Origin of the sequence: Saccharomonospora marina XMU15, assembly GCF_000244955.1 — a bacterium.
GTDB classification, from domain to species: Bacteria; Actinomycetota; Actinomycetes; order Mycobacteriales; family Pseudonocardiaceae; genus Saccharomonospora_A; species Saccharomonospora_A marina.
On the sequence record NZ_CM001439.1, the window covers coordinates 717,678 to 734,622 of the forward strand.

30 protein-coding genes are annotated in these 16,945 nt (G+C 64.9%); 29 read left to right on the forward strand and 1 reads right to left on the reverse strand.

Annotation, left to right across the window (positions count from 1 at the left end; all coding sequences use genetic code 11):
- Positions 1–4: 4 nt before the first annotated feature.
- From rplB to truA, 29 genes are all read left to right on the forward strand, one after another.
- Positions 5–838: a 50S ribosomal protein L2 gene (gene rplB, locus SACMADRAFT_RS03410; protein WP_009152379.1), complete on the forward strand. Its 834-nt coding sequence runs from the start codon at positions 5–7 to the stop codon at positions 836–838.
- 18 nt (positions 839–856) lie between these two features.
- Positions 857–1,138, forward strand: coding sequence for a 30S ribosomal protein S19 (gene rpsS, locus SACMADRAFT_RS03415; RefSeq protein ID WP_009152380.1), 282 nt, complete (start codon positions 857–859; stop codon positions 1,136–1,138).
- Positions 1,139–1,164: 26 nt separating this feature from the next.
- Positions 1,165–1,593 (forward strand): 50S ribosomal protein L22, encoded by a 429-nt coding sequence (gene rplV / locus SACMADRAFT_RS03420; protein ID WP_009152381.1) that lies wholly within the window; start codon positions 1,165–1,167, stop codon positions 1,591–1,593.
- Entirely contained in the window at positions 1,593–2,450 is an 858-nt protein-coding gene (rpsC, locus tag SACMADRAFT_RS03425) for a 30S ribosomal protein S3 (RefSeq protein ID WP_009152382.1), read from the forward strand. Before rplV ends, rpsC begins: the two co-directional genes overlap by 1 nt.
- Before the next feature lie 3 nt (positions 2,451–2,453).
- On the forward strand, positions 2,454–2,873 hold the full coding sequence (gene rplP / locus SACMADRAFT_RS03430; protein ID WP_009152383.1) for a 50S ribosomal protein L16: 420 nt from the start codon (positions 2,454–2,456) through the stop codon (positions 2,871–2,873).
- Positions 2,873–3,124, forward strand: coding sequence for a 50S ribosomal protein L29 (rpmC, locus tag SACMADRAFT_RS03435; RefSeq protein ID WP_009152384.1), 252 nt, complete (start codon positions 2,873–2,875; stop codon positions 3,122–3,124). The genes rplP and rpmC overlap by 1 nt, the downstream gene beginning before the upstream one ends.
- On the forward strand, positions 3,121–3,402 hold the full coding sequence (gene rpsQ / locus SACMADRAFT_RS03440) for a 30S ribosomal protein S17 (RefSeq protein ID WP_009152385.1): 282 nt from the start codon (positions 3,121–3,123) through the stop codon (positions 3,400–3,402). The genes rpmC and rpsQ overlap by 4 nt, the downstream gene beginning before the upstream one ends.
- Positions 3,403–3,478: 76 nt before the next feature.
- Positions 3,479–3,847: a 50S ribosomal protein L14 gene (gene rplN / locus SACMADRAFT_RS03445; protein ID WP_009152386.1), complete on the forward strand. Its 369-nt coding sequence runs from the start codon at positions 3,479–3,481 to the stop codon at positions 3,845–3,847.
- Positions 3,848–4,162: a 50S ribosomal protein L24 gene (gene rplX, locus SACMADRAFT_RS03450; RefSeq protein ID WP_009152387.1), complete on the forward strand. Its 315-nt coding sequence runs from the start codon at positions 3,848–3,850 to the stop codon at positions 4,160–4,162.
- Positions 4,162–4,734, forward strand: coding sequence for a 50S ribosomal protein L5 (gene rplE / locus SACMADRAFT_RS03455; protein ID WP_009152388.1), 573 nt, complete (start codon positions 4,162–4,164; stop codon positions 4,732–4,734). The genes rplX and rplE overlap by 1 nt, the downstream gene beginning before the upstream one ends.
- Positions 4,735–4,836: 102 nt before the next feature.
- Positions 4,837–5,022 (forward strand): type Z 30S ribosomal protein S14, encoded by a 186-nt coding sequence (locus SACMADRAFT_RS03460; RefSeq protein ID WP_009152390.1) that lies wholly within the window; start codon positions 4,837–4,839, stop codon positions 5,020–5,022.
- Positions 5,023–5,098: 76 nt separating this feature from the next.
- The gene (gene rpsH, locus SACMADRAFT_RS03465; protein WP_009152391.1) at positions 5,099–5,497 is read left to right on the forward strand and encodes a 30S ribosomal protein S8; all 399 of its coding nucleotides are present in this window, start codon (positions 5,099–5,101) and stop codon (positions 5,495–5,497) included.
- 15 nt (positions 5,498–5,512) lie between these two features.
- Entirely contained in the window at positions 5,513–6,052 is a 540-nt protein-coding gene (gene rplF / locus SACMADRAFT_RS03470; protein ID WP_009152392.1) for a 50S ribosomal protein L6, read from the forward strand.
- 2 nt (positions 6,053–6,054) lie between these two features.
- Complete coding sequence (gene rplR / locus SACMADRAFT_RS03475; RefSeq protein ID WP_009152393.1) at positions 6,055–6,453, forward strand: 50S ribosomal protein L18; 399 nt, start codon at positions 6,055–6,057, stop codon at positions 6,451–6,453.
- 37 nt (positions 6,454–6,490) lie between these two features.
- Positions 6,491–7,126 carry a 30S ribosomal protein S5 gene (gene rpsE / locus SACMADRAFT_RS03480; protein ID WP_009152394.1) on the forward strand — a complete coding sequence of 212 codons (636 nt, stop codon included), beginning with the start codon at positions 6,491–6,493 and terminating at the stop codon, positions 7,124–7,126.
- Position 7,127: 1 nt separating this feature from the next.
- Positions 7,128–7,310 (forward strand): 50S ribosomal protein L30, encoded by a 183-nt coding sequence (gene rpmD, locus SACMADRAFT_RS03485; protein ID WP_009152395.1) that lies wholly within the window; start codon positions 7,128–7,130, stop codon positions 7,308–7,310.
- Entirely contained in the window at positions 7,310–7,753 is a 444-nt protein-coding gene (rplO, locus tag SACMADRAFT_RS03490; protein ID WP_009152396.1) for a 50S ribosomal protein L15, read from the forward strand. The genes rpmD and rplO overlap by 1 nt, the downstream gene beginning before the upstream one ends.
- A 346-nt stretch (positions 7,754–8,099) precedes the next feature.
- Positions 8,100–9,407, forward strand: a complete 1,308-nt coding sequence (gene secY / locus SACMADRAFT_RS03495) for a preprotein translocase subunit SecY (RefSeq protein ID WP_009152397.1) — start codon at positions 8,100–8,102, stop codon at positions 9,405–9,407.
- Entirely contained in the window at positions 9,404–9,958 is a 555-nt protein-coding gene (locus tag SACMADRAFT_RS03500) for an adenylate kinase (RefSeq protein ID WP_009152398.1), read from the forward strand. The genes secY and SACMADRAFT_RS03500 overlap by 4 nt, the downstream gene beginning before the upstream one ends.
- Before the next feature lie 80 nt (positions 9,959–10,038).
- A complete protein-coding gene (map, locus tag SACMADRAFT_RS03505; protein ID WP_050998314.1) occupies positions 10,039–10,776 on the forward strand; it encodes a type I methionyl aminopeptidase in 738 nt (245 codons plus the stop codon).
- Between the two features lie 322 nt (positions 10,777–11,098).
- Complete coding sequence (infA, locus tag SACMADRAFT_RS03510) at positions 11,099–11,320, forward strand: translation initiation factor IF-1 (protein ID WP_005443304.1); 222 nt, start codon at positions 11,099–11,101, stop codon at positions 11,318–11,320.
- Positions 11,321–11,395: 75 nt separating this feature from the next.
- The gene (gene rpmJ, locus SACMADRAFT_RS03515; RefSeq protein ID WP_005461389.1) at positions 11,396–11,509 is read left to right on the forward strand and encodes a 50S ribosomal protein L36; all 114 of its coding nucleotides are present in this window, start codon (positions 11,396–11,398) and stop codon (positions 11,507–11,509) included.
- A 210-nt stretch (positions 11,510–11,719) separates the two neighbouring features.
- On the forward strand, positions 11,720–12,100 hold the full coding sequence (rpsM, locus tag SACMADRAFT_RS03520) for a 30S ribosomal protein S13 (RefSeq protein WP_009152400.1): 381 nt from the start codon (positions 11,720–11,722) through the stop codon (positions 12,098–12,100).
- Complete coding sequence (locus tag SACMADRAFT_RS03525) at positions 12,097–12,282, forward strand: hypothetical protein (RefSeq protein WP_009152401.1); 186 nt, start codon at positions 12,097–12,099, stop codon at positions 12,280–12,282. The genes rpsM and SACMADRAFT_RS03525 overlap by 4 nt, the downstream gene beginning before the upstream one ends.
- 18 nt (positions 12,283–12,300) lie before the next feature.
- Complete coding sequence (gene rpsK / locus SACMADRAFT_RS03530; RefSeq protein ID WP_009152402.1) at positions 12,301–12,705, forward strand: 30S ribosomal protein S11; 405 nt, start codon at positions 12,301–12,303, stop codon at positions 12,703–12,705.
- 23 nt (positions 12,706–12,728) lie between these two features.
- Positions 12,729–13,334 (forward strand): 30S ribosomal protein S4, encoded by a 606-nt coding sequence (gene rpsD / locus SACMADRAFT_RS03535; RefSeq protein WP_009152403.1) that lies wholly within the window; start codon positions 12,729–12,731, stop codon positions 13,332–13,334.
- Positions 13,335–13,446: 112 nt separating this feature from the next.
- Positions 13,447–14,511: a DNA-directed RNA polymerase subunit alpha gene (locus tag SACMADRAFT_RS03540; RefSeq protein WP_009152404.1), complete on the forward strand. Its 1,065-nt coding sequence runs from the start codon at positions 13,447–13,449 to the stop codon at positions 14,509–14,511.
- Positions 14,512–14,548: 37 nt separating this feature from the next.
- Positions 14,549–15,145 carry a 50S ribosomal protein L17 gene (gene rplQ / locus SACMADRAFT_RS03545; RefSeq protein WP_009152405.1) on the forward strand — a complete coding sequence of 199 codons (597 nt, stop codon included), beginning with the start codon at positions 14,549–14,551 and terminating at the stop codon, positions 15,143–15,145.
- 14 nt (positions 15,146–15,159) lie between these two features.
- Entirely contained in the window at positions 15,160–16,047 is an 888-nt protein-coding gene (truA, locus tag SACMADRAFT_RS28915; RefSeq protein WP_009152406.1) for a tRNA pseudouridine(38-40) synthase TruA, read from the forward strand.
- Here truA and SACMADRAFT_RS28920 read toward each other — a convergent pair.
- Positions 16,044–16,943 (reverse strand): endonuclease domain-containing protein, encoded by a 900-nt coding sequence (locus tag SACMADRAFT_RS28920; RefSeq protein WP_009152407.1) that lies wholly within the window; start codon positions 16,941–16,943, stop codon positions 16,044–16,046. The genes truA and SACMADRAFT_RS28920 overlap by 4 nt on opposite strands.
- Between the last annotated feature and the right edge of the window lie 2 nt (positions 16,944–16,945).

The following is a 16,945-nucleotide window of genomic DNA, read 5'->3' on the forward strand; positions in this document are numbered from 1 at the left end:
AGACATGGGCATCCGCAAGTACAAGCCGACGACGCCTGGTCGTCGCGGCTCCTCCGTCTCGGATTTCGCCGAGATCACCCGCTCGACGCCGGAGAAGGCACTGCTGCGTCCACTGCACGGGCGTGGCGGCCGCAACTCCGCGGGCAAGATCACCACCCGGCACAAGGGTGGTGGACACAAGCGCGCTTACCGGGTCATCGACTTCCGGCGCAACGACAAGGACGGCGTTCCCGCCAAGGTCGCGCACATCGAGTACGACCCCAACCGCAGTGCCCGCATCGCGTTGCTGCACTACGCCGACGGCGACAAGCGCTACATCATCGCGCCGGAGCGGCTCAAGCAGGGTGACCGGGTGGAGAGCGGCCCGAGGGCCGACATCAAGCCTGGCAACAACCTGCCGCTTCGCAACATCCCGGTGGGCACTGTGATCCACGCGATCGAACTCCGCCCCGGCGGCGGCGCGAAGATCGCGAGGTCGGCGGGTGCCCGCGTGCAGTTGGTCGCCAAGGACGGTCCGTACGCCCAACTGCGGATGCCTTCCGGCGAGATCCGCAACGTGGACGTGCGAAACAGGGCGACGGTCGGCGAGGTCGGCAACTCCGAGCACTCCAACATCAACTGGGGCAAGGCGGGACGTAACCGCTGGCGCGGCAAGCGCCCCACCGTCCGTGGTGTCGTGATGAACCCGGTCGACCACCCGCACGGTGGTGGTGAGGGCAAGACCTCCGGCGGTAGGCACCCGGTGAACCCGAACGGCAAGCCGGAGGGCCGCACGCGTCGCAGCAAGCCGAGCGACAAGCTGATCGTCCGCCGCCGGCGCACCGGCAAGAAGCGCTGAGCAGGGAGGTAGTAAGAGATGCCGCGCAGCCTGAAGAAGGGCCCGTTCGTGGACGACCACCTGCTCAAGAAGGTGGACGCGCTCAACGAGTCGGGCAAGAAGACAGTGATCAAGACCTGGTCCCGCAGGTCGACCATCATTCCGGACATGCTCGGTCACACCATCGCGGTGCATGACGGCCGCAAGCATGTGCCGGTGTTCGTCACCGAGGCGATGGTCGGGCACAAGCTTGGTGAGTTCGCCCCGACGCGGACCTTCAAGGGCCACGTCAAGGATGACCGCAAGTCGCGCCGCCGCTGAGCGCGCACCGAGAAGGGGAAGCAGCGATGAACGCGCGTAATGACGCGGTGGCCGAGGCAGAGGAGACCCTGCCAACGGCTTTCGCGCGAGCTCGCTTCGTCCGGGACTCGCCGACCAAGGTGCGCCGGGTGATCGAGCTGATCAAGGGCCGTAACGCCAACGAGGCGCTGGCCGTGCTCAGGTTCGCACCGCAGACGGCCAGTGGGCCCGTGGCGAAGGTGCTCGCCAGTGCCATGGCCAACGCGGAGAACAACCTGGATCTCGACCCGGACACGCTCTGGGTCAAGAACGCCTACGCCGACGAAGGTCCGACGCTCAAGCGGATCCGGCCGCGGGCCCAGGGCCGCGCCTACCGGATCCGCAAGCGGACCAGCCACATCACGGTGGAGCTCGAGTCCCGGCCGGCGTCCGACAAGGCGAAGTCGAAGAGCAAGAAGAAGGCAGGTGGCCGGTAGTGGGCCAGAAAATCAACCCGCACGGCTTCCGGCTCGGGATCACCACGGATTGGAAGTCCCGCTGGTACGCCGACAAGCAGTACTCGGAGTACGTCGCCGAGGACGTCAAGATCCGCAAGCTCCTTTCGACGGGTATGGAGCGCGCAGGCATCTCCAAGGTCGAGATCGAGCGCACCCGGGACCGGGTCCGCGTGGACATTCACACCGCGCGGCCGGGCATCGTCATCGGCCGTCGTGGCGCCGAGGCCGACCGGATCCGTGGCGCGCTGGAGAAGCTCACCGGCAAGCAGGTGCAGCTGAACATCCTCGAGGTGAAGAACCCCGAGTCGGACGCGCAGCTGGTCGCGCAGGGCGTGGCCGAACAGTTGTCCAACCGCGTGGCGTTCCGGCGGGCCATGCGTAAGGCGATCCAGACCTCGATGCGTTCGCCGCAGGTCAAGGGCATTCGCGTGCAGTGCAGCGGCAGGCTCGGCGGCGCCGAGATGTCCCGCTCGGAGCACTACCGCGACGGCAGGGTTCCGCTGCACACGTTGCGTGCCGATATCGACTACGGCTTTTTCGAGGCTCGCACCACCTTCGGCAGGATCGGCGTGAAGGTGTGGATCTACAAGGGCGACATCGTCGGTGGGCTGAAGGGCAAGCAGGAGCGGGACGCGGCCGCGGCTGCCGAGCGCGCCCCACGGCGCGAGCGGCCCTCCCGGCGTCGCTCCGGTTCCTCCGGCACGACGCCGACCTCGACCGAAGCCGGCCGGGCCGCCGCGGCGTCGCAGAGTGGCGCGCAGAGCGACACCGATGTGGCCGCAGGCCAGGCTCCGCAGGTGGCGGCGCAGGACGCCGCAGAGAAATCGGAGGGCTGAGGCGTGCTCATCCCACGCAAGGTCAAGCACCGCAAGCAGCACTCGCCGAAGCGTTCCGGCGCCGCCAAGGGCGGCACCAAGGTCAACTTCGGTGAGTACGGCATCCAGGCGCTCGAGCACAGCTACGTGACGAACCGGCAGATCGAGTCGGCTCGTATTGCCATGACCAGGCACATCAAGCGTGGCGGGAAAATCTGGATCAACATCTTCCCCGACCGGCCGCTGACGAAGAAGCCCGCCGAAACCCGCATGGGTTCCGGTAAGGGTTCGCCCGAGTGGTGGGTGGCCAACGTGAAGCCGGGCAGGGTCATGTTCGAGATGAGCTTCCCGAACGAGGCCGTGGCTCGCGAGGCGCTGCGCCGTGCGATCCACAAGCTGCCGATGAAGTGCCGGATCGTGACGCGCGAAGGTGGTGAGTTCTGATGGCTAAGGCCGGAGGAGTTGCGTCGTCAGAACTTCGTGAGCTCACTGCGGAGGAGCTCGTGCTGCGGCTGAAGGAAGCCAAGGAGGAGTTGTTCAACCTCCGGTTCCAGATGGCCACCGGGCAGCTCGACAACAACCGCAGGCTGCGCACGGTGCGCGCGGACATCGCCCGCATCTACACCGTGATGCGCGAGCGTGAGCTCGGGCTCTCCATCGCGCCTGACGAGAACGAGAGTGAAGGTGCCGCATGACGGAGCCGGTGCAGAAGAAGGAGTCCGGCCGTAACTACCGGAAGGTCCGGGAGGGCCTGGTCGTGTCCGACAAGATGGACAAGACGATCGTGGTCGAGCTCGAGGACCGCAAGAAGCACCCGCTGTACGGCAAGGTGATGCGCTCGACCAAGAAGGTCAAGGCGCACGACGAGCAGAACACGGCCGGTGTGGGCGACCGCGTGCTCCTCATGGAGACCCGTCCCCAGTCGGCCACCAAGCGCTGGCGGCTCGTCGAGATCCGCGAGAAGGCCAAGTAAGCAGGGGCCCGAGTGGCCCCGTTCGTTCCGCCAGGCTCGGGCCTACCGAGAACCGGCGCGACATACAGGAGTTGACGTGATCCAGCAGGAGTCGCGACTGCGAGTCGCCGACAACACGGGTGCCAAGGAGATCCTGACCATCCGGGTGCTCGGTGGCTCGGGGCGGCGCTACGCGGGCATCGGCGACATCATCGTCGCCACCGTCAAGGACGCCATCCCGGGCGCCAACGTGAAGCGTGGTGACGTCGTCAGGGCCGTCATCGTCAGGACGGTGAAGGAGAAGCGTCGCCCCGACGGCTCCTACATCCGGTTCGACGAGAACGCAGCGGTCCTCATCAAGAACGACAACGAACCGCGAGGGACCCGCATCTTCGGCCCGGTTGGGCGTGAGCTGCGCGATCGGAAGTTCATGAAGATCATCTCGCTCGCGCCGGAGGTGCTCTAGATGAAGGTGAAGAAGGGCGACACCGTCCTCGTCATCGCAGGCAAGGACAAGGGCGCCAAGGGCAAGGTCATCCAGGCCTATCCCGACCGCCAACGGGTTCTGGTCGAGGGTGTGAACCGCATCAAGAAGCACACCCGGATCACCCAGACCCAGCGGGGCGCTCAGTCCGGCGGCATCGTCACGCAGGAGGCTCCCATCCACGTGTCGAACGTGATGGTGGTGGACTCCGACGGCAAGCCGACCAAGGTGGGCTACCGCATCGGCGAGGACGGTAAGAAGGTTCGGATCTCGCGCAGGACCGGCAAGGACATCTGATGACCACCGCAGAGAAGACATACCCGACACCGCGGTTGAAGATCCGGTACCGCGAGGAGATCACAGGCCAACTCCGCGAGGAGTTCGGCTACACCAACCCGCACCAGATCCCCGGTGTGGTCAAGGTCGTGGTCAACATGGGCGTCGGCGACGCCGCCCGCGACAGCAAGTTGATCGAGGGCGCCATCCGCGACCTGGCCACCATCACCGGGCAGAAGCCGGAGGTGCGTAGGGCTCGCAAGTCCATCGCGCAGTTCAAGCTGCGTGAGGGGCAGCCGATCGGTGCGCGGGTGACGCTGCGCGGCGACCGCATGTGGGAGTTCCTCGACCGGCTGCTCACCATCGCGCTGCCGCGTATCCGCGACTTCCGCGGGTTGTCGGCGAAGCAGTTCGACGGCAAGGGCAACTACACCTTCGGTCTCACGGAACAGTCGATGTTCCACGAGATCAACCCGGACTCCATCGACCGCCCGCGCGGCATGGACGTCACGGTCGTCACCACCGCCACCACCGACGACGAGGGCCGTGCGCTGCTTCGCAAGCTCGGTTTCCCGTTCAAGGAGGCGTCATGAGCGACACTCGACAGCTCACGCCCGTGAAAGCCGCCCGGGTGCGGGTGTCCCGCAAGACGGACCGGGTGCGGGTGTCCCGCGAGACACAGGAGAACTGAGCAGATGGCCAAGAAAGCTCTGATCGCCAAGGCCGCGCGCAAGCCGAAGTTCAAGGTGCGGGGCTACACCCGCTGCCAGCGCTGCGGACGGCCGCGCTCGGTGTACCGCAAGTTCGGCCTTTGCCGCGTCTGCCTGCGAGAGATGGCGCACGCCGGCCAGCTTCCCGGTGTGAACAAGTCCAGCTGGTGAAGGCTCACTACCGACTCCCACTTCGCCACAGGCCCCGCGATGCGGGGAACCAGGGCGAGAAAGGTTGAAGGTCACCATGACGATGACCGACCCGATCGCAGACTTCCTGACACGTCTGCGCAATGCGAACTCGGCGTACCACGACGAGGTCGTACTGCCCCACTCGAAGATCAAGGCGAACATCGCCGAGATCCTCAAGCGCGAGGGCTACATCTCGAGCTACCGGACCGAGCCGGGCGAGAAGCACAAGAACCTCGTCGTCGAGCTGAAGTACGGCCCGAACCGGGAGCGCAGCATCGCAGGCCTGCGGCGAGTCTCGAAGCCCGGTCTGCGGGTGTACGCCAAATCGACCAGCCTGCCCAGCGTTCTGGGCGGCCTCGGCGTGGCGATCATCTCGACGTCGTCGGGACTGCAGACCGACAGGCAGTGCAAGCGCAACGGCGTGGGCGGGGAAGTCCTCGCCTACGTCTGGTGAGGAAGGGGGACTGGCATGTCACGCATCGGTAAGCTGCCGATCACCGTCCCCTCCGGGGTCGAGGTGACCATCGACGGACAGCACGTCACGGTCAAGGGCCCGAAGGGCACTCTCGAGCACAACGTTCCCGAGCCGATCATGGTGGAACGCGCCGAGGACGGCACGCTGCAGGTGAGGCGTCCCGACGACGAGCGGGAAAGCCGTTCGCTGCACGGTCTGACGCGCACCTTGGTGAACAACCTGGTCGTCGGGGTGACCGACGGTTTCGAGAAGCGGATGGAGATCCACGGGGTCGGTTACCGCGTGCAGGCCAAGGGGCAGGACCTCGAGTTCGCCCTCGGCTACAGCCACCCGGTGACGGTCAAGGCCCCCGACGGCATCACCTTCAAGGTGGAGAGCCCGACGCGGTTCTCGGTGTCCGGCATCGACAAGCAGAAGGTCGGCCAGACCGCGGCGGTCATCCGCAAGCTACGTCGCCCCGACCCGTACAAGGGCAAGGGCCTGCGCTACGAGGGTGAGCGCATCCGCCGCAAGGTCGGAAAGACGGGTAAGTGATCATGAGCGAAACGGTTACCAAGCGCAAGCCCATCGGCAAGGACATCTCGACCCGTCGGCGCGCAGGCAAGATCCGGCGGCACAACCGGCTGCGCAAGAAGATCAACGGTACGGCCGAGCGGCCCAGGATGTCGGTGAAGCGGTCCTCGCGACACATCGTGGTCCAGTTGATCGACGACATCGCCGGGCACACCATGGCGTCGGCATCGAGCCTCGAAGCAAGTGTGCGCTCGGTCGAGGGCGACAAGAAGGCCAAGGCAGCCAAGGTCGGCGAGTTGGTCGCGGCCCGCGCCAAGAACGCGGGAATCTCCAAGGTGGTGTTCGACCGTGGCGGCAACGCCTACCACGGTCGGATCGCCGCGCTGGCCGACGCCGCCCGCGAGGCGGGGTTGGAGTTCTGACAGTGAGCAACATTCTCGAGAACGGAAGGAACGCCTGATGCCGGGACGTACGCGGCAATCCGGCGGCCAGGGCGGACCAGGCGGCGACCGCGAGCGCGGTGGCGGCAGGGACCGCAGGGACCGTCGTGACGGTGGCCGTGGCGGGGCGGCCCAGGACAAGACCCCGCACCTCGAGCGCGTCGTAGCGATCAACCGGGTGGCCAAGGTCGTCAAGGGTGGTCGGCGCTTCAGCTTCACCGCGCTGGTCGTCGTCGGTGACGGGGACGGACAGGTCGGTGTCGGCTACGGCAAGGCCAAGGAAGTGCCCGCGGCCATCGCCAAGGGTGTCGAGGAGGCGAAGAAGAATTTCTTCCGCGTGCCTCGCATCGCGGGCACCATCCCTCACCCTGTGCAGGGTGAGGAGGCCGCCGGTGTCGTGCTGCTGCGCCCGGCCAGCCCTGGTACCGGAGTCATCGCGGGCGGACCGGTGCGTGCCGTGCTCGAGTGCGCGGGCGTGCACGACGTGCTGTCCAAGTCGCTCGGCAGTGACAACGCGATCAACATCGTGCACGCGACCGTGCGGGCACTGAAGGACCTGCAGCGTCCGGAGGAGGTCGCGGCGCGCCGTGGCCTTCCGCTCGAGGACGTCGCACCGGCCCGGATGCTGCGCCAGCGTGCGGGGCAGGGGGTCTGACATGGCTCAGCTCAAGGTCACCCAGATCAAGAGCACGATCGGGACCAAGCGCAACCACAGGGATTCGCTGCGCACGCTGGGTCTGCGCAAGATCCGGCAGTCGGTTGTGCGTGATGACACCCCGCAGGTGCGTGGCCTCATCCACACGGTGCGGCACCTGGTGACCGTGGAGGAGGTCAAGTAATGGCCATCAAGATCCATCACCTCAGGCCCGCTCCCGGCTCCAACCGGGAGAAGATCCGGGTCGGCCGTGGTGAGGGCTCGAAGGGCAAGACCGCCGGTCGCGGTACGAAGGGCACCAAGGCCCGCAAGAACGTGCCCGCCGGCTTCGAGGGTGGGCAGATGCCCATCCACATGCGGCTGCCGAAGCTGCGTGGCTTCAAGAACCGCTTCCGCACCGAGTACCAGGCGGTGAACGTGGGCGACCTGGCTCGCGCGTTCCCCGACGGTGGCAAGGTCGGCAAGGAGGAACTCGTCGCCCGCGGCTTGGTGCACAAGAACGAGCTGGTGAAGGTGCTCGGTAACGGCGAGCTGAACGGCGTCAAGCTGGACGTGACCGCCGATGCCTTCTCCAACTCGGCGAAGGAGAAACTCGAAGCAGCAGGTGGCTCGGTCACCAAGCTCTGAGTGAGCGAAACCGGCCCGGAGGAGGACCCAACCCAAGGGGAACCCCTCCGGGCCGCTCCATCTCAGCGCCCGTAACCGCAGTTTGCCCGCTAAACGCGGTACCGTGCGGTCCCCCTCACCGCGGTTTGCCCGCTAAACGTGGTCGGCGAGCGGGGTAGAGCGGTCGAAAAGCGGCACTACGTGATGTCGCGTTGAGCGGGGCTGTTAGAGTCGGAGCCACGCTTCGGGATACCCGTGCCCCGACGCGCCCCTGGCTTGCCCGCCAGCAACAGTGTGTCCTGCCGGCCCCAGTGTCGGCCAAGCCGATCGTCGGCTGATCGCCGACGACGCCGAGGAGGTCCCCCGCGTGCTCAGCGCCTTCCGCTCGGCTCTCGCGACGCCGGACCTGCGCAAGAAGATCCTGTTCACGCTGATGATCGTGGCCGTCTATCGGATCGGCGCGACCATGCCAGCACCTGGGGTGTCGTACCCGAATGTCCAGGCTTGTCAGGCGCAGGTTCAAGATCAAAACATCTTCTCGCTGCTGAACCTGTTCAGTGGTGGTGCGCTGCTGCAGCTGTCTGTGTTCGCCACCGGGATCATGCCCTACATCACGGCGAGCATCATCGTGCAGTTGCTGACCGTGGTCATCCCGCGGTTCGAGGAGCTGAAGAAGGAAGGCCAGGCAGGGCAGAGCAAGCTCACCCAGTACACGCGCTACCTGACTATCGCACTGGCGATCCTGCAGGCGACGGGTGTGGTCGCGCTGGCCGATCGAGGCCAGCTCTTCGGTGACTGTGACCAGCCGGTGCTGCCGGACAACAGCGTGTACTCGCTCGCACTCACGGTCCTCACCATGACGGCAGGCACCGCGGTGATGATGTGGCTGGGCGAGTTGATCACCGAGCGCGGCGTCGGCAACGGAATGTCGCTGCTGATCTTCCTGAACATCGCTGCGCGCATCCCGGCCGAAGGCGCCAACATCCTGAACAACCAGGGTGGCCTGGTGTTCTTCTTCGTCTGTGTGCTGGGGCTGGCGATCATCGCGAGCGTCATCTTCGTCGAGCAGGGTCAGCGACGAATCCCGGTGCAGTACGCCAAGCGCATGATCGGCCGACGCATGTACGGCGGTACCTCCACCTACCTGCCGATCAAGGTCAACCAGGCCGGTGTTATTCCGGTGATCTTCGCATCCTCGCTGCTCTACCTCCCCGACCTGATCGGCAGGCTCGTGGGGAACCCGAACGAGGCGTCTTGGTGGCAACGCTTCCTGCAGACGTACCTGGTCGATCAGTCGAGCTGGGTGCACATCCTGATGTACTTCGCGCTGATCATCTTCTTCACCTACTTCTACATCACGATCACCTTCAACGTGGACGAGCGTGCGGAGGAGATGAAGAAATTCGGTGGCTTCATTCCTGGCATCAGGCCAGGTAGGCCGACCGCCGAGTACCTCGGCCACGTGCTCAGCCGTATCACGCTTCCGGGGTCGATCTATCTCGGCATCGTCGCGATCCTCCCGAACTTCTTCCTGTCGATCACCGGTGAAGGTCAGAACCAGAACTTCCCGTTCGGCGGCACTGCTGTGCTGATCATGGTTGGTGTCGGTCTCGACACGGTGAAGCAGATCGAAAGCCAGCTGATGCAGCGCAATTACGAAGGGTTCCTGCGATGACGCGCGTGGTTCTAGTCGGTCCGCCTGGGGCAGGAAAGGGTACGCAGGCCGCAGCGCTGTCCGAGCGGCTCGGCGTACCGCACATCTCCACGGGCGACCTGTTCAGGACCCACGTAGGCGAGCAGACACCACTCGGCAGGGAAGCGAAGCGCTATCTTGACTCCGGTGAGCTGGTGCCGGACTCGGTGACCAACGAGATGGTGCGGGAGCGGCTTGCGGAGCCGGATGCCAAGTCGGGCTTCCTGCTCGACGGCTTCCCGCGCAATACCAAGCAGGCCGATGTGTTGGCGCAGATGCTCGCGGAGTCGGACACCGCGCTGGACGCTGTGATCGAGCTGCAGGTGCCCGAAGACGTCTTGGTGGATCGCTTGTTGGCCAGAGGGCGTACGGATGACACCGAGGACGTGATTCGACGCAGGCAGCAGGTGTACCGCTCTGAGACGGCACCGCTGTTGCAGTACTACTCCGACATCCTTGTGACGGTGGACGGCGTGGGTGACGTGGACCAGGTATCGGCGCGAGTGCTGGAAGCTCTCGGCAACCGGTCGTGAAGCTCCTCCCGCGCCGTGTGCGGCAGTTGTTCCGCCGGAATCGCTCCATCGAGGTGAAAAGCCGGAGCGAGTTGGAAGCCATGCGAGCGGCTGGCCTCGTCGTTGCTCGCACCTTGCGCGGCATCATGGAGACTGCGGCGCCGGGCATGAGCACGGCAGAACTCGACGAGTTGGCCGAGCAGACCATCCGTGAAGCCAATGCCGTGCCGTCGTTCAAGGGCTACCACGGTTTTCCCGCGTCGATCTGCACGTCGGTGAACGAGCAGATCGTGCACGGCATCCCCTCGCCAGACCGTGTATTGCGTGAAGGCGACCTGTTGTCGGTGGACTGTGGGGCGATCCTGGACGGTTGGCACGGTGATTCGGCTGTCACCATCGAGATCGGTGCCGTTACCGAGAGGGACAAGGCGCTGTCGGCGGCCACCAGGGCTGCGATGCTTGCCGGGGTACGGGCGGTGAACCCGGGCGCGCGGCTCACCGACGTTTCTCACGCCATCGAGCAGGCGGCTCGTCGCGCTGCCGCGGAGGATGGTGTCGAGTACGGGATGGTGCTCGAGTACGGCGGGCACGGTATCGGTTCGGCGATGCATATGGACCCGTTCCTACCCAATGTGGGGGAGCCCGGACGAGGACCGCTACTCGAAGTCGGTATGGCTCTGGCGATCGAACCCATGCTCACGGCCGGCTCGTCGGAGACCGTGGAGCTGGACGACGGGTGGACGGTGGTCACGGCTGACGGCTCTCGCGCCGCACATTGGGAGCACACGGTGGCGGTCACCGACGAAGGGCCGTGGGTGTTGACAGAGCCTGAACCGTGACGACCTGCCCTTCGCAACAACGGTTTGCCCGCTAAACGTCGCCCGCCCACAGCGGTTTGCCCGCTAAACGCGGTATCAGGAGCGCGGGAAGCCGTCCGAAACACCGTTATCATTACGCGGTGAGAGGTTCACCCGGCAGACGGCTGACCCAAACAACCCCGGCTTAGGGGGCTTGACACGCGGCGCGTACACTGATTGTTCGGCGTGCTCATCACGCCGGTTCCATCATGCTCACTTCCACTGGGCAGCGGGATTGGCGTGGCGTGCGTGCCACCAGGCAGGCAAGCACTCAACGCTCAACCAATCACGAAACGCGGAGGACATGGCGAAGAAAGACGGGGCCATCGAGGTCGAAGGCCGCGTGATCGAGCCGCTTCCCAACGCGATGTTTCGCGTCGAGTTGGAGAACGGCCACAAGGTCCTTGCACACATCAGTGGCAAGATGCGGCAGCACTACATCCGCATTCTGCCGGAGGACAGGGTTGTCGTAGAGCTCTCGCCCTACGACTTGTCCCGTGGTCGCATCGTCTACCGCTACAAGTGATCACGGTGAGCGTGGTGGAGGGAGACCTCCACCAGGGGGCACGCAGAACTCAGCACGAGCAGGAGAGCAGGAGACGTGAAGGTCAAGCCGAGCGTCAAGCGGATCTGTGACAAGTGCCAGATCGTCCGTCGGCACGGTCGGATCATGGTGATCTGCGACAACCTGCGGCACAAGCAGCGGCAGGGCTGATCACCGGGCACTCGTCCGAGTGAATTCATAGCCGAGTACCACTCCCCGTACCTGCCGGACCGTGGCGCAAGCCGACCGGACCGGCTCACCCCCGGACTCCAGGCCGGGGCCGGGACGCCGTCCGCGAGAGCGGGTGGTGCGACAGCGAGTCGTCCCGGAATGGGCAGGGAGCAGACCTGGAGACACGATGAAGAAGGAGCATGAGCGCCAATGGCACGACTCGCTGGCGTCGATCTTCCCCGCGAGAAGCGGCTCGAGATCGCGCTTACCTACATCTACGGGATCGGCCGTACCCGCTCCAAGGAACTGATCACCGCCACGGAACTGAACGCGGACACCCGCGTGAAGGACCTCAGCGATGACGACCTTGTGAAGCTGCGGGACTACATCGAAGAGAATTTCAAGGTCGAGGGTGACCTCCGTCGCGAGGTAAACGCCGACATCCGTCGAAAGATCGAGATCGGCTGTTACGAAGGCCTGCGGTGGCGACGCGGACTTCCTGTCCGCGGGCAACGCACCAAGACCAACGCCCGTACGCGCAAGGGCCCGAAGAAGACGGTCGCAGGCAAGAAGAAGGCGGGCAAGAAGTGAGTATCAGGGGCAAGAAGCTCGTGGGCGGAGCCGTGCAACGTCAGGGCAGCGCTTCGTACATGTCGCCGAAGGCTCTTTACGCTCGCCCGATGGCGCTGCGCCAGCTGTACACCGACGCCGGCACCTTGATCCGGCGCGGACAGCGTGAAGCCGCAGCGGCCCACCAGAAGAACTCGCGCTAACGAGGAGTCACCCAGACCATGCCACCGAAGGCACGCACGACCGGGACCAAGAAGGTCCGGCGCAAGGAAAAGAAGAATGTTGCTCACGGGCATGCCCACATCAAGAGCACGTTCAACAACACCATCATCTCGATCACCGACCCCAACGGTGCGGTGATCTCGTGGGCCTCCTCCGGCCACGTCGGCTTCAAGGGTTCCCGTAAGTCCACGCCGTTTGCCGCCCAGATGGCGGCCGAGAGCGCGGCCAGGAAGGCCGCGGAGCACGGCATGAAGAAGGTCGACGTGTTCGTCAAGGGCCCCGGCTCCGGCCGCGAGACGGCGATCAGGTCGCTGCAGGCCGCAGGCCTCGAGGTGGGGACGATCCAGGACGTGACCCCGCAGCCGCACAACGGCTGCCGCCCGCCGAAGCGGCGCCGGGTCTGAGGAACGGGGAGGAGTAAGAACAGATGGCCCGTTACACCGGCCCCGCCACGCGCGTTTCGCGTCGGCTCAAGGTTGACCTCATCGGTGGCGACCAGGCGTTCGAACGCCGCCCTTACCCGCCCGGCCAGCATGGTCGTGGCCGCGTCAAGGAAAGCGAGTATCTGCTCCAGCTTCAGGAGAAGCAGAAGGCGCGGCACACCTACGGCATTCTGGAGCGCCAGTTCAAGCGCTACTACGAGGAAGCCGCCCGCCGCGCTGGCAAGACGGGTGAGAACCTGCTGCAGATCCTCGAGTCGCGACTGGACAACGTCGTTTACCGTGCCGGCCTGGCCCGCACGCGGCGGCAGGCCCGCCAGCTCGTCAGCCATGGCCATTTTCTCGTCAACGGCGAGAAGGTGAACATCCCGAGCTTCCGGATTTCGCGGTTCGACATTATCGACGTGCGGCCCAAGTCGCTTCAGATGCTGCCCTTCGTGGCGGCCAAGGAAGCCATGGGCGAGCGGCCCATTCCGGCCTGGTTGCAGGTTGTGCCATCGAGCCTGCGGATCCTCGTGCATCAGCTGCCCGAGCGTGCGCAGATCGAGATCCCGGTACAGGAACAGTTGATCGTCGAGTTCTACTCGAAGTGACCCAAGCCTGGCTTCGGCCAGGAATGGGTCGGCGGCGGCGCCCGGAGCGTCGCCGCTACGCCACACCTTTCGGCGTCATATGGCGGGCGCCGGCAGGAAAGGAAGAAGGAAAGTGCTCATTTCCCAGCGGCCGACTCTCGGCGAAGAGACGGTCAACGAGACGCGCTCACGGTTCACCATCGAACCGCTCGAACCAGGCTTCGGCTACACGCTCGGCAACTCGCTGCGGCGTACGTTGCTGTCCTCGATCCCGGGCGCCGCGGTCACCAGCATCCGCATCGATGGTGTGCTGCACGAATTCACCACTGTGCCGGGGGTGAAGGAGGATGTCACAGAGATCATCCTGAACCTCAAGGAACTCGTCGTCTCCTCCGAGGAGGACGAGCCCGTCACGATGTACCTGCGCAAGCAGGGTCCCGGTGAGGTCACGGCTGCCGACATCGTGCCACCAGCGGGTGTGACGGTTCACAATCCGGATCTGCACATCGCTTCGCTGAACGGCAAGGGCAAGCTCGAGATCGAACTCGTCGTCGAACGCGGCCGCGGGTACGTTCCGGCACTGCAGAACAAGCAGGCTGGTGCCGAGATCGGTCGTATTCCCATTGACTCGATCTACTCGCCGGTGCTGAAGGTGACCTACAAGGTCGAGGCCACCCGTGTCGAGCAGCGCACGGACTTCGACAAGCTGGTCCTCGACGTGGAGACGAAGCCGTCGATCACGCCGAGGGACGCCGTCGCATCCGCAGGCAAGACGCTGGTTGAGCTGTTCGGCCTCGCGCGTGAGCTGAATGTCGATGCCGAAGGCATCGAGATCGGCCCGTCGCCGCAAGAGGCTGACACCATCGCGGCCTACGCGATGCCGATCGAGGACCTGGACCTGACGGTGCGGTCCTACAACTGCCTCAAGCGTGAGGGCATCCACACTGTCGGTGAGCTGGTCTCCCGCAGTGAGGCGGACCTGCTCGACATTCGCAACTTCGGTGCGAAGTCGATCGACGAGGTCAAGATGAAGCTCGTCGGTCTCGGCCTCACGTTGAAGGACAGCCCACCTGGGTTCGATCCCACTGCGGCGGCGTCGACCTACGAGGGTGAGACGTGGGGTGCCGAGAGCGCCCCCGGTCTGCCCGACACCGGTCATGACGATGGTCAGGACTACGCAGAGACGGAGCAGCTGTAAGTCGTCTTGCGGCTGACGAGCTGAACGAGGAGAACCGATGCCCACTCCCACCAAGGGACCCCGTCTCGGCGGATCGCCCGCGCACGAGCGGTTGATGCTGGCCAACCTGGCCACGTCGCTGTTCGCGCACGGCAAGATCACCACGACCGAGGCCAAGGCCAAGCGTGTGCGGCCACTCGCTGAGAAGCTGATCACCAAGGCCAAGCGCGGTGATCTGCACAACCGCCGCCAGATCATGCGTGTTGTGCGCGACAAGGATGTCGTGCACAAGCTGATGGCCGAGATCGGTCCCTTCTTCGAGGACCGCAACGGCGGCTATGTGCGAATCACCAGGACACTGCCACGCAAGGGTGACAACGCTCCGATGGCAGTCATCGAACTGGTGTCGGAGAAGACCGTAACGGCAGAGGCCGAGGCAGCGAAGAAGACGAAGTTCGCGAAGGACAAGTCTGCGGCGTCCAAGACGCAGGTAGAGGAGTCGAAGGCCGAGGAGAAGGCTGAGGCTGCGGAGGAGCAGGCTGTCGACCAAGATGCGGAGCCGCCAACCTCCGCGACGGACGAGGCCACCGCGGACCCCGCTGAGGGTGCCGAGGCGCCCGCCGATGAGCCGAGCGACAAGAAGGAAGAGTCCTGACGGCTCAAAGCCCGATGAACGAGCCCGCCGGTCCCGCAGTGGATGGCGGGCTCGTTCGTATTCGTCTCGGCTTGGCCTATGACGGCACCGACTTCTCCGGATGGGCGAAACAGCCGCGACAACGGACTGTGCAGGGAGTGATCGAGGAAGCGCTCGCCAAGCAACCACCGGGTGAGGCGATGGTTGGGCCTATGGTGGTCGCAGGCCGAACAGATGCGGGCGTCCACGCCACAGCTCAAGTCGCCCACGTCGACGCTTCGCGTTTCGCGGGCAAAACGCTGCGGGGGTTGGCTGTGGATGAGCAAGGTGTCCCTGATCTGGCCCGCTTACGGCACCGTTGGAACAGGATTCTTCCACCAGATGTGCGGGTGCTGGCCGCTGACGTCGCTCCGACCGGCTTCGATGCGCGCTTTTCTGCTATGAGGCGGCACTATCTCTACAAAGTGTCGGACGCCCCATGGGGCGTTGATCCGCTGCGTCGGCGGGACACCCTTGCGTGGCCGCGGGCACTTGCTGTGGAAACCATGAACAAGGCCGCACATTACCTCATCGGGTTGCACGACTTCGCCGCTTTCTGCAAGCAACGTGAGGGAGCGACGACCATTCGGCATTTGCAACGGTTGAGTTGGCGGCGAGTGGACGAACACGAGATTCATGCGATCGTTTCCGCCGATGCCTTTTGCCACTCCATGGTCCGCAGTCTTGTCGGGGTACTACTGCTGGTGGGAGATGGGCGCCGCAGCGTTGCTTCGGTGGCGGAATCGCTTCGCAGTCGCCAGCGCGACAGCGCGGTAGCACCACCCCACGGTCTGACATTGATCGGCGTTGACTATCCCCCCGCAAGAGAGATGGCCGCGCGAGCCAATGAGACCCGCAATATTCGATCCGCGCACATTTCCTAGGGAACTTGCTGGGCGCGACGCACGTTCTCCAGGATCTTGGTTGGATCGCCTGCCAGATCCTCCGCAGTGACAACGACGAACCGCCAACCTTCGGCAGCGAGTCGCCCACGCCGGGCACGGTCGAGCAGGGTTTGCCTTCGTTCTCGATGCCAGTATCCGTCGTATTCTATGGCCGTTCTTGTTTCCGGGATCGCAAGATCGAGTCTGGCCACTTCTGTACCGTTCTTCAGAATACGATACTGCGGCGTCGGGTTTAGGCCTCCTTTCCTGAGGACGACCCGCAGTTCCGACTCGGGAAGTGATTCCGCTCGTGCGTCGGACATAAGTAAAGCCTCCCGCGCGAGTCTGATACCACGGTTGCGCCGATCTCGTAGAGTTCGCTGCAGGGCCTTCGTGGAAACCAGCTTCGAGCGCAGGAATGCGTCAAGGTCCGGTACCGCTACGCGCAACCTCCTCACCCATCCGTGTGTTCGAGGCGAGAGCCGCAACAGTAGATCAAGGGCTACGCGAGTGGGCCGGGCTATTCTGATGCCGTGCCAGGGTCGTGATTCCTTTCGTTTGACAGCCGTCCTGCGTACGCGGATCCCGGTTATGGGACCGAACCGCGATTCCTCGGGGACGACGAATTCGACCGGGTCGTGAGGCTTGGCGAGGTCGACCCCGAGGACTGTCGCGGCTGACCGACCTGTCAGTACAGCGTCTTTGGGAACGATCAATGCCGCGCCGCGGCAGCGGAGTTCGTGCGTCACCGGTAGATAGGCCGGCGCATAGACGTCCTGAAACAGCCGTCGGAACATCGGTCCGCGCAACTGGGCTTGCGTTACGTATCCTTCGGCACGGGCAACCGATCCGCGGAAGACGTTTGTCAGCTCGTGTGGCCTCGTTGTTCTGTTCACCC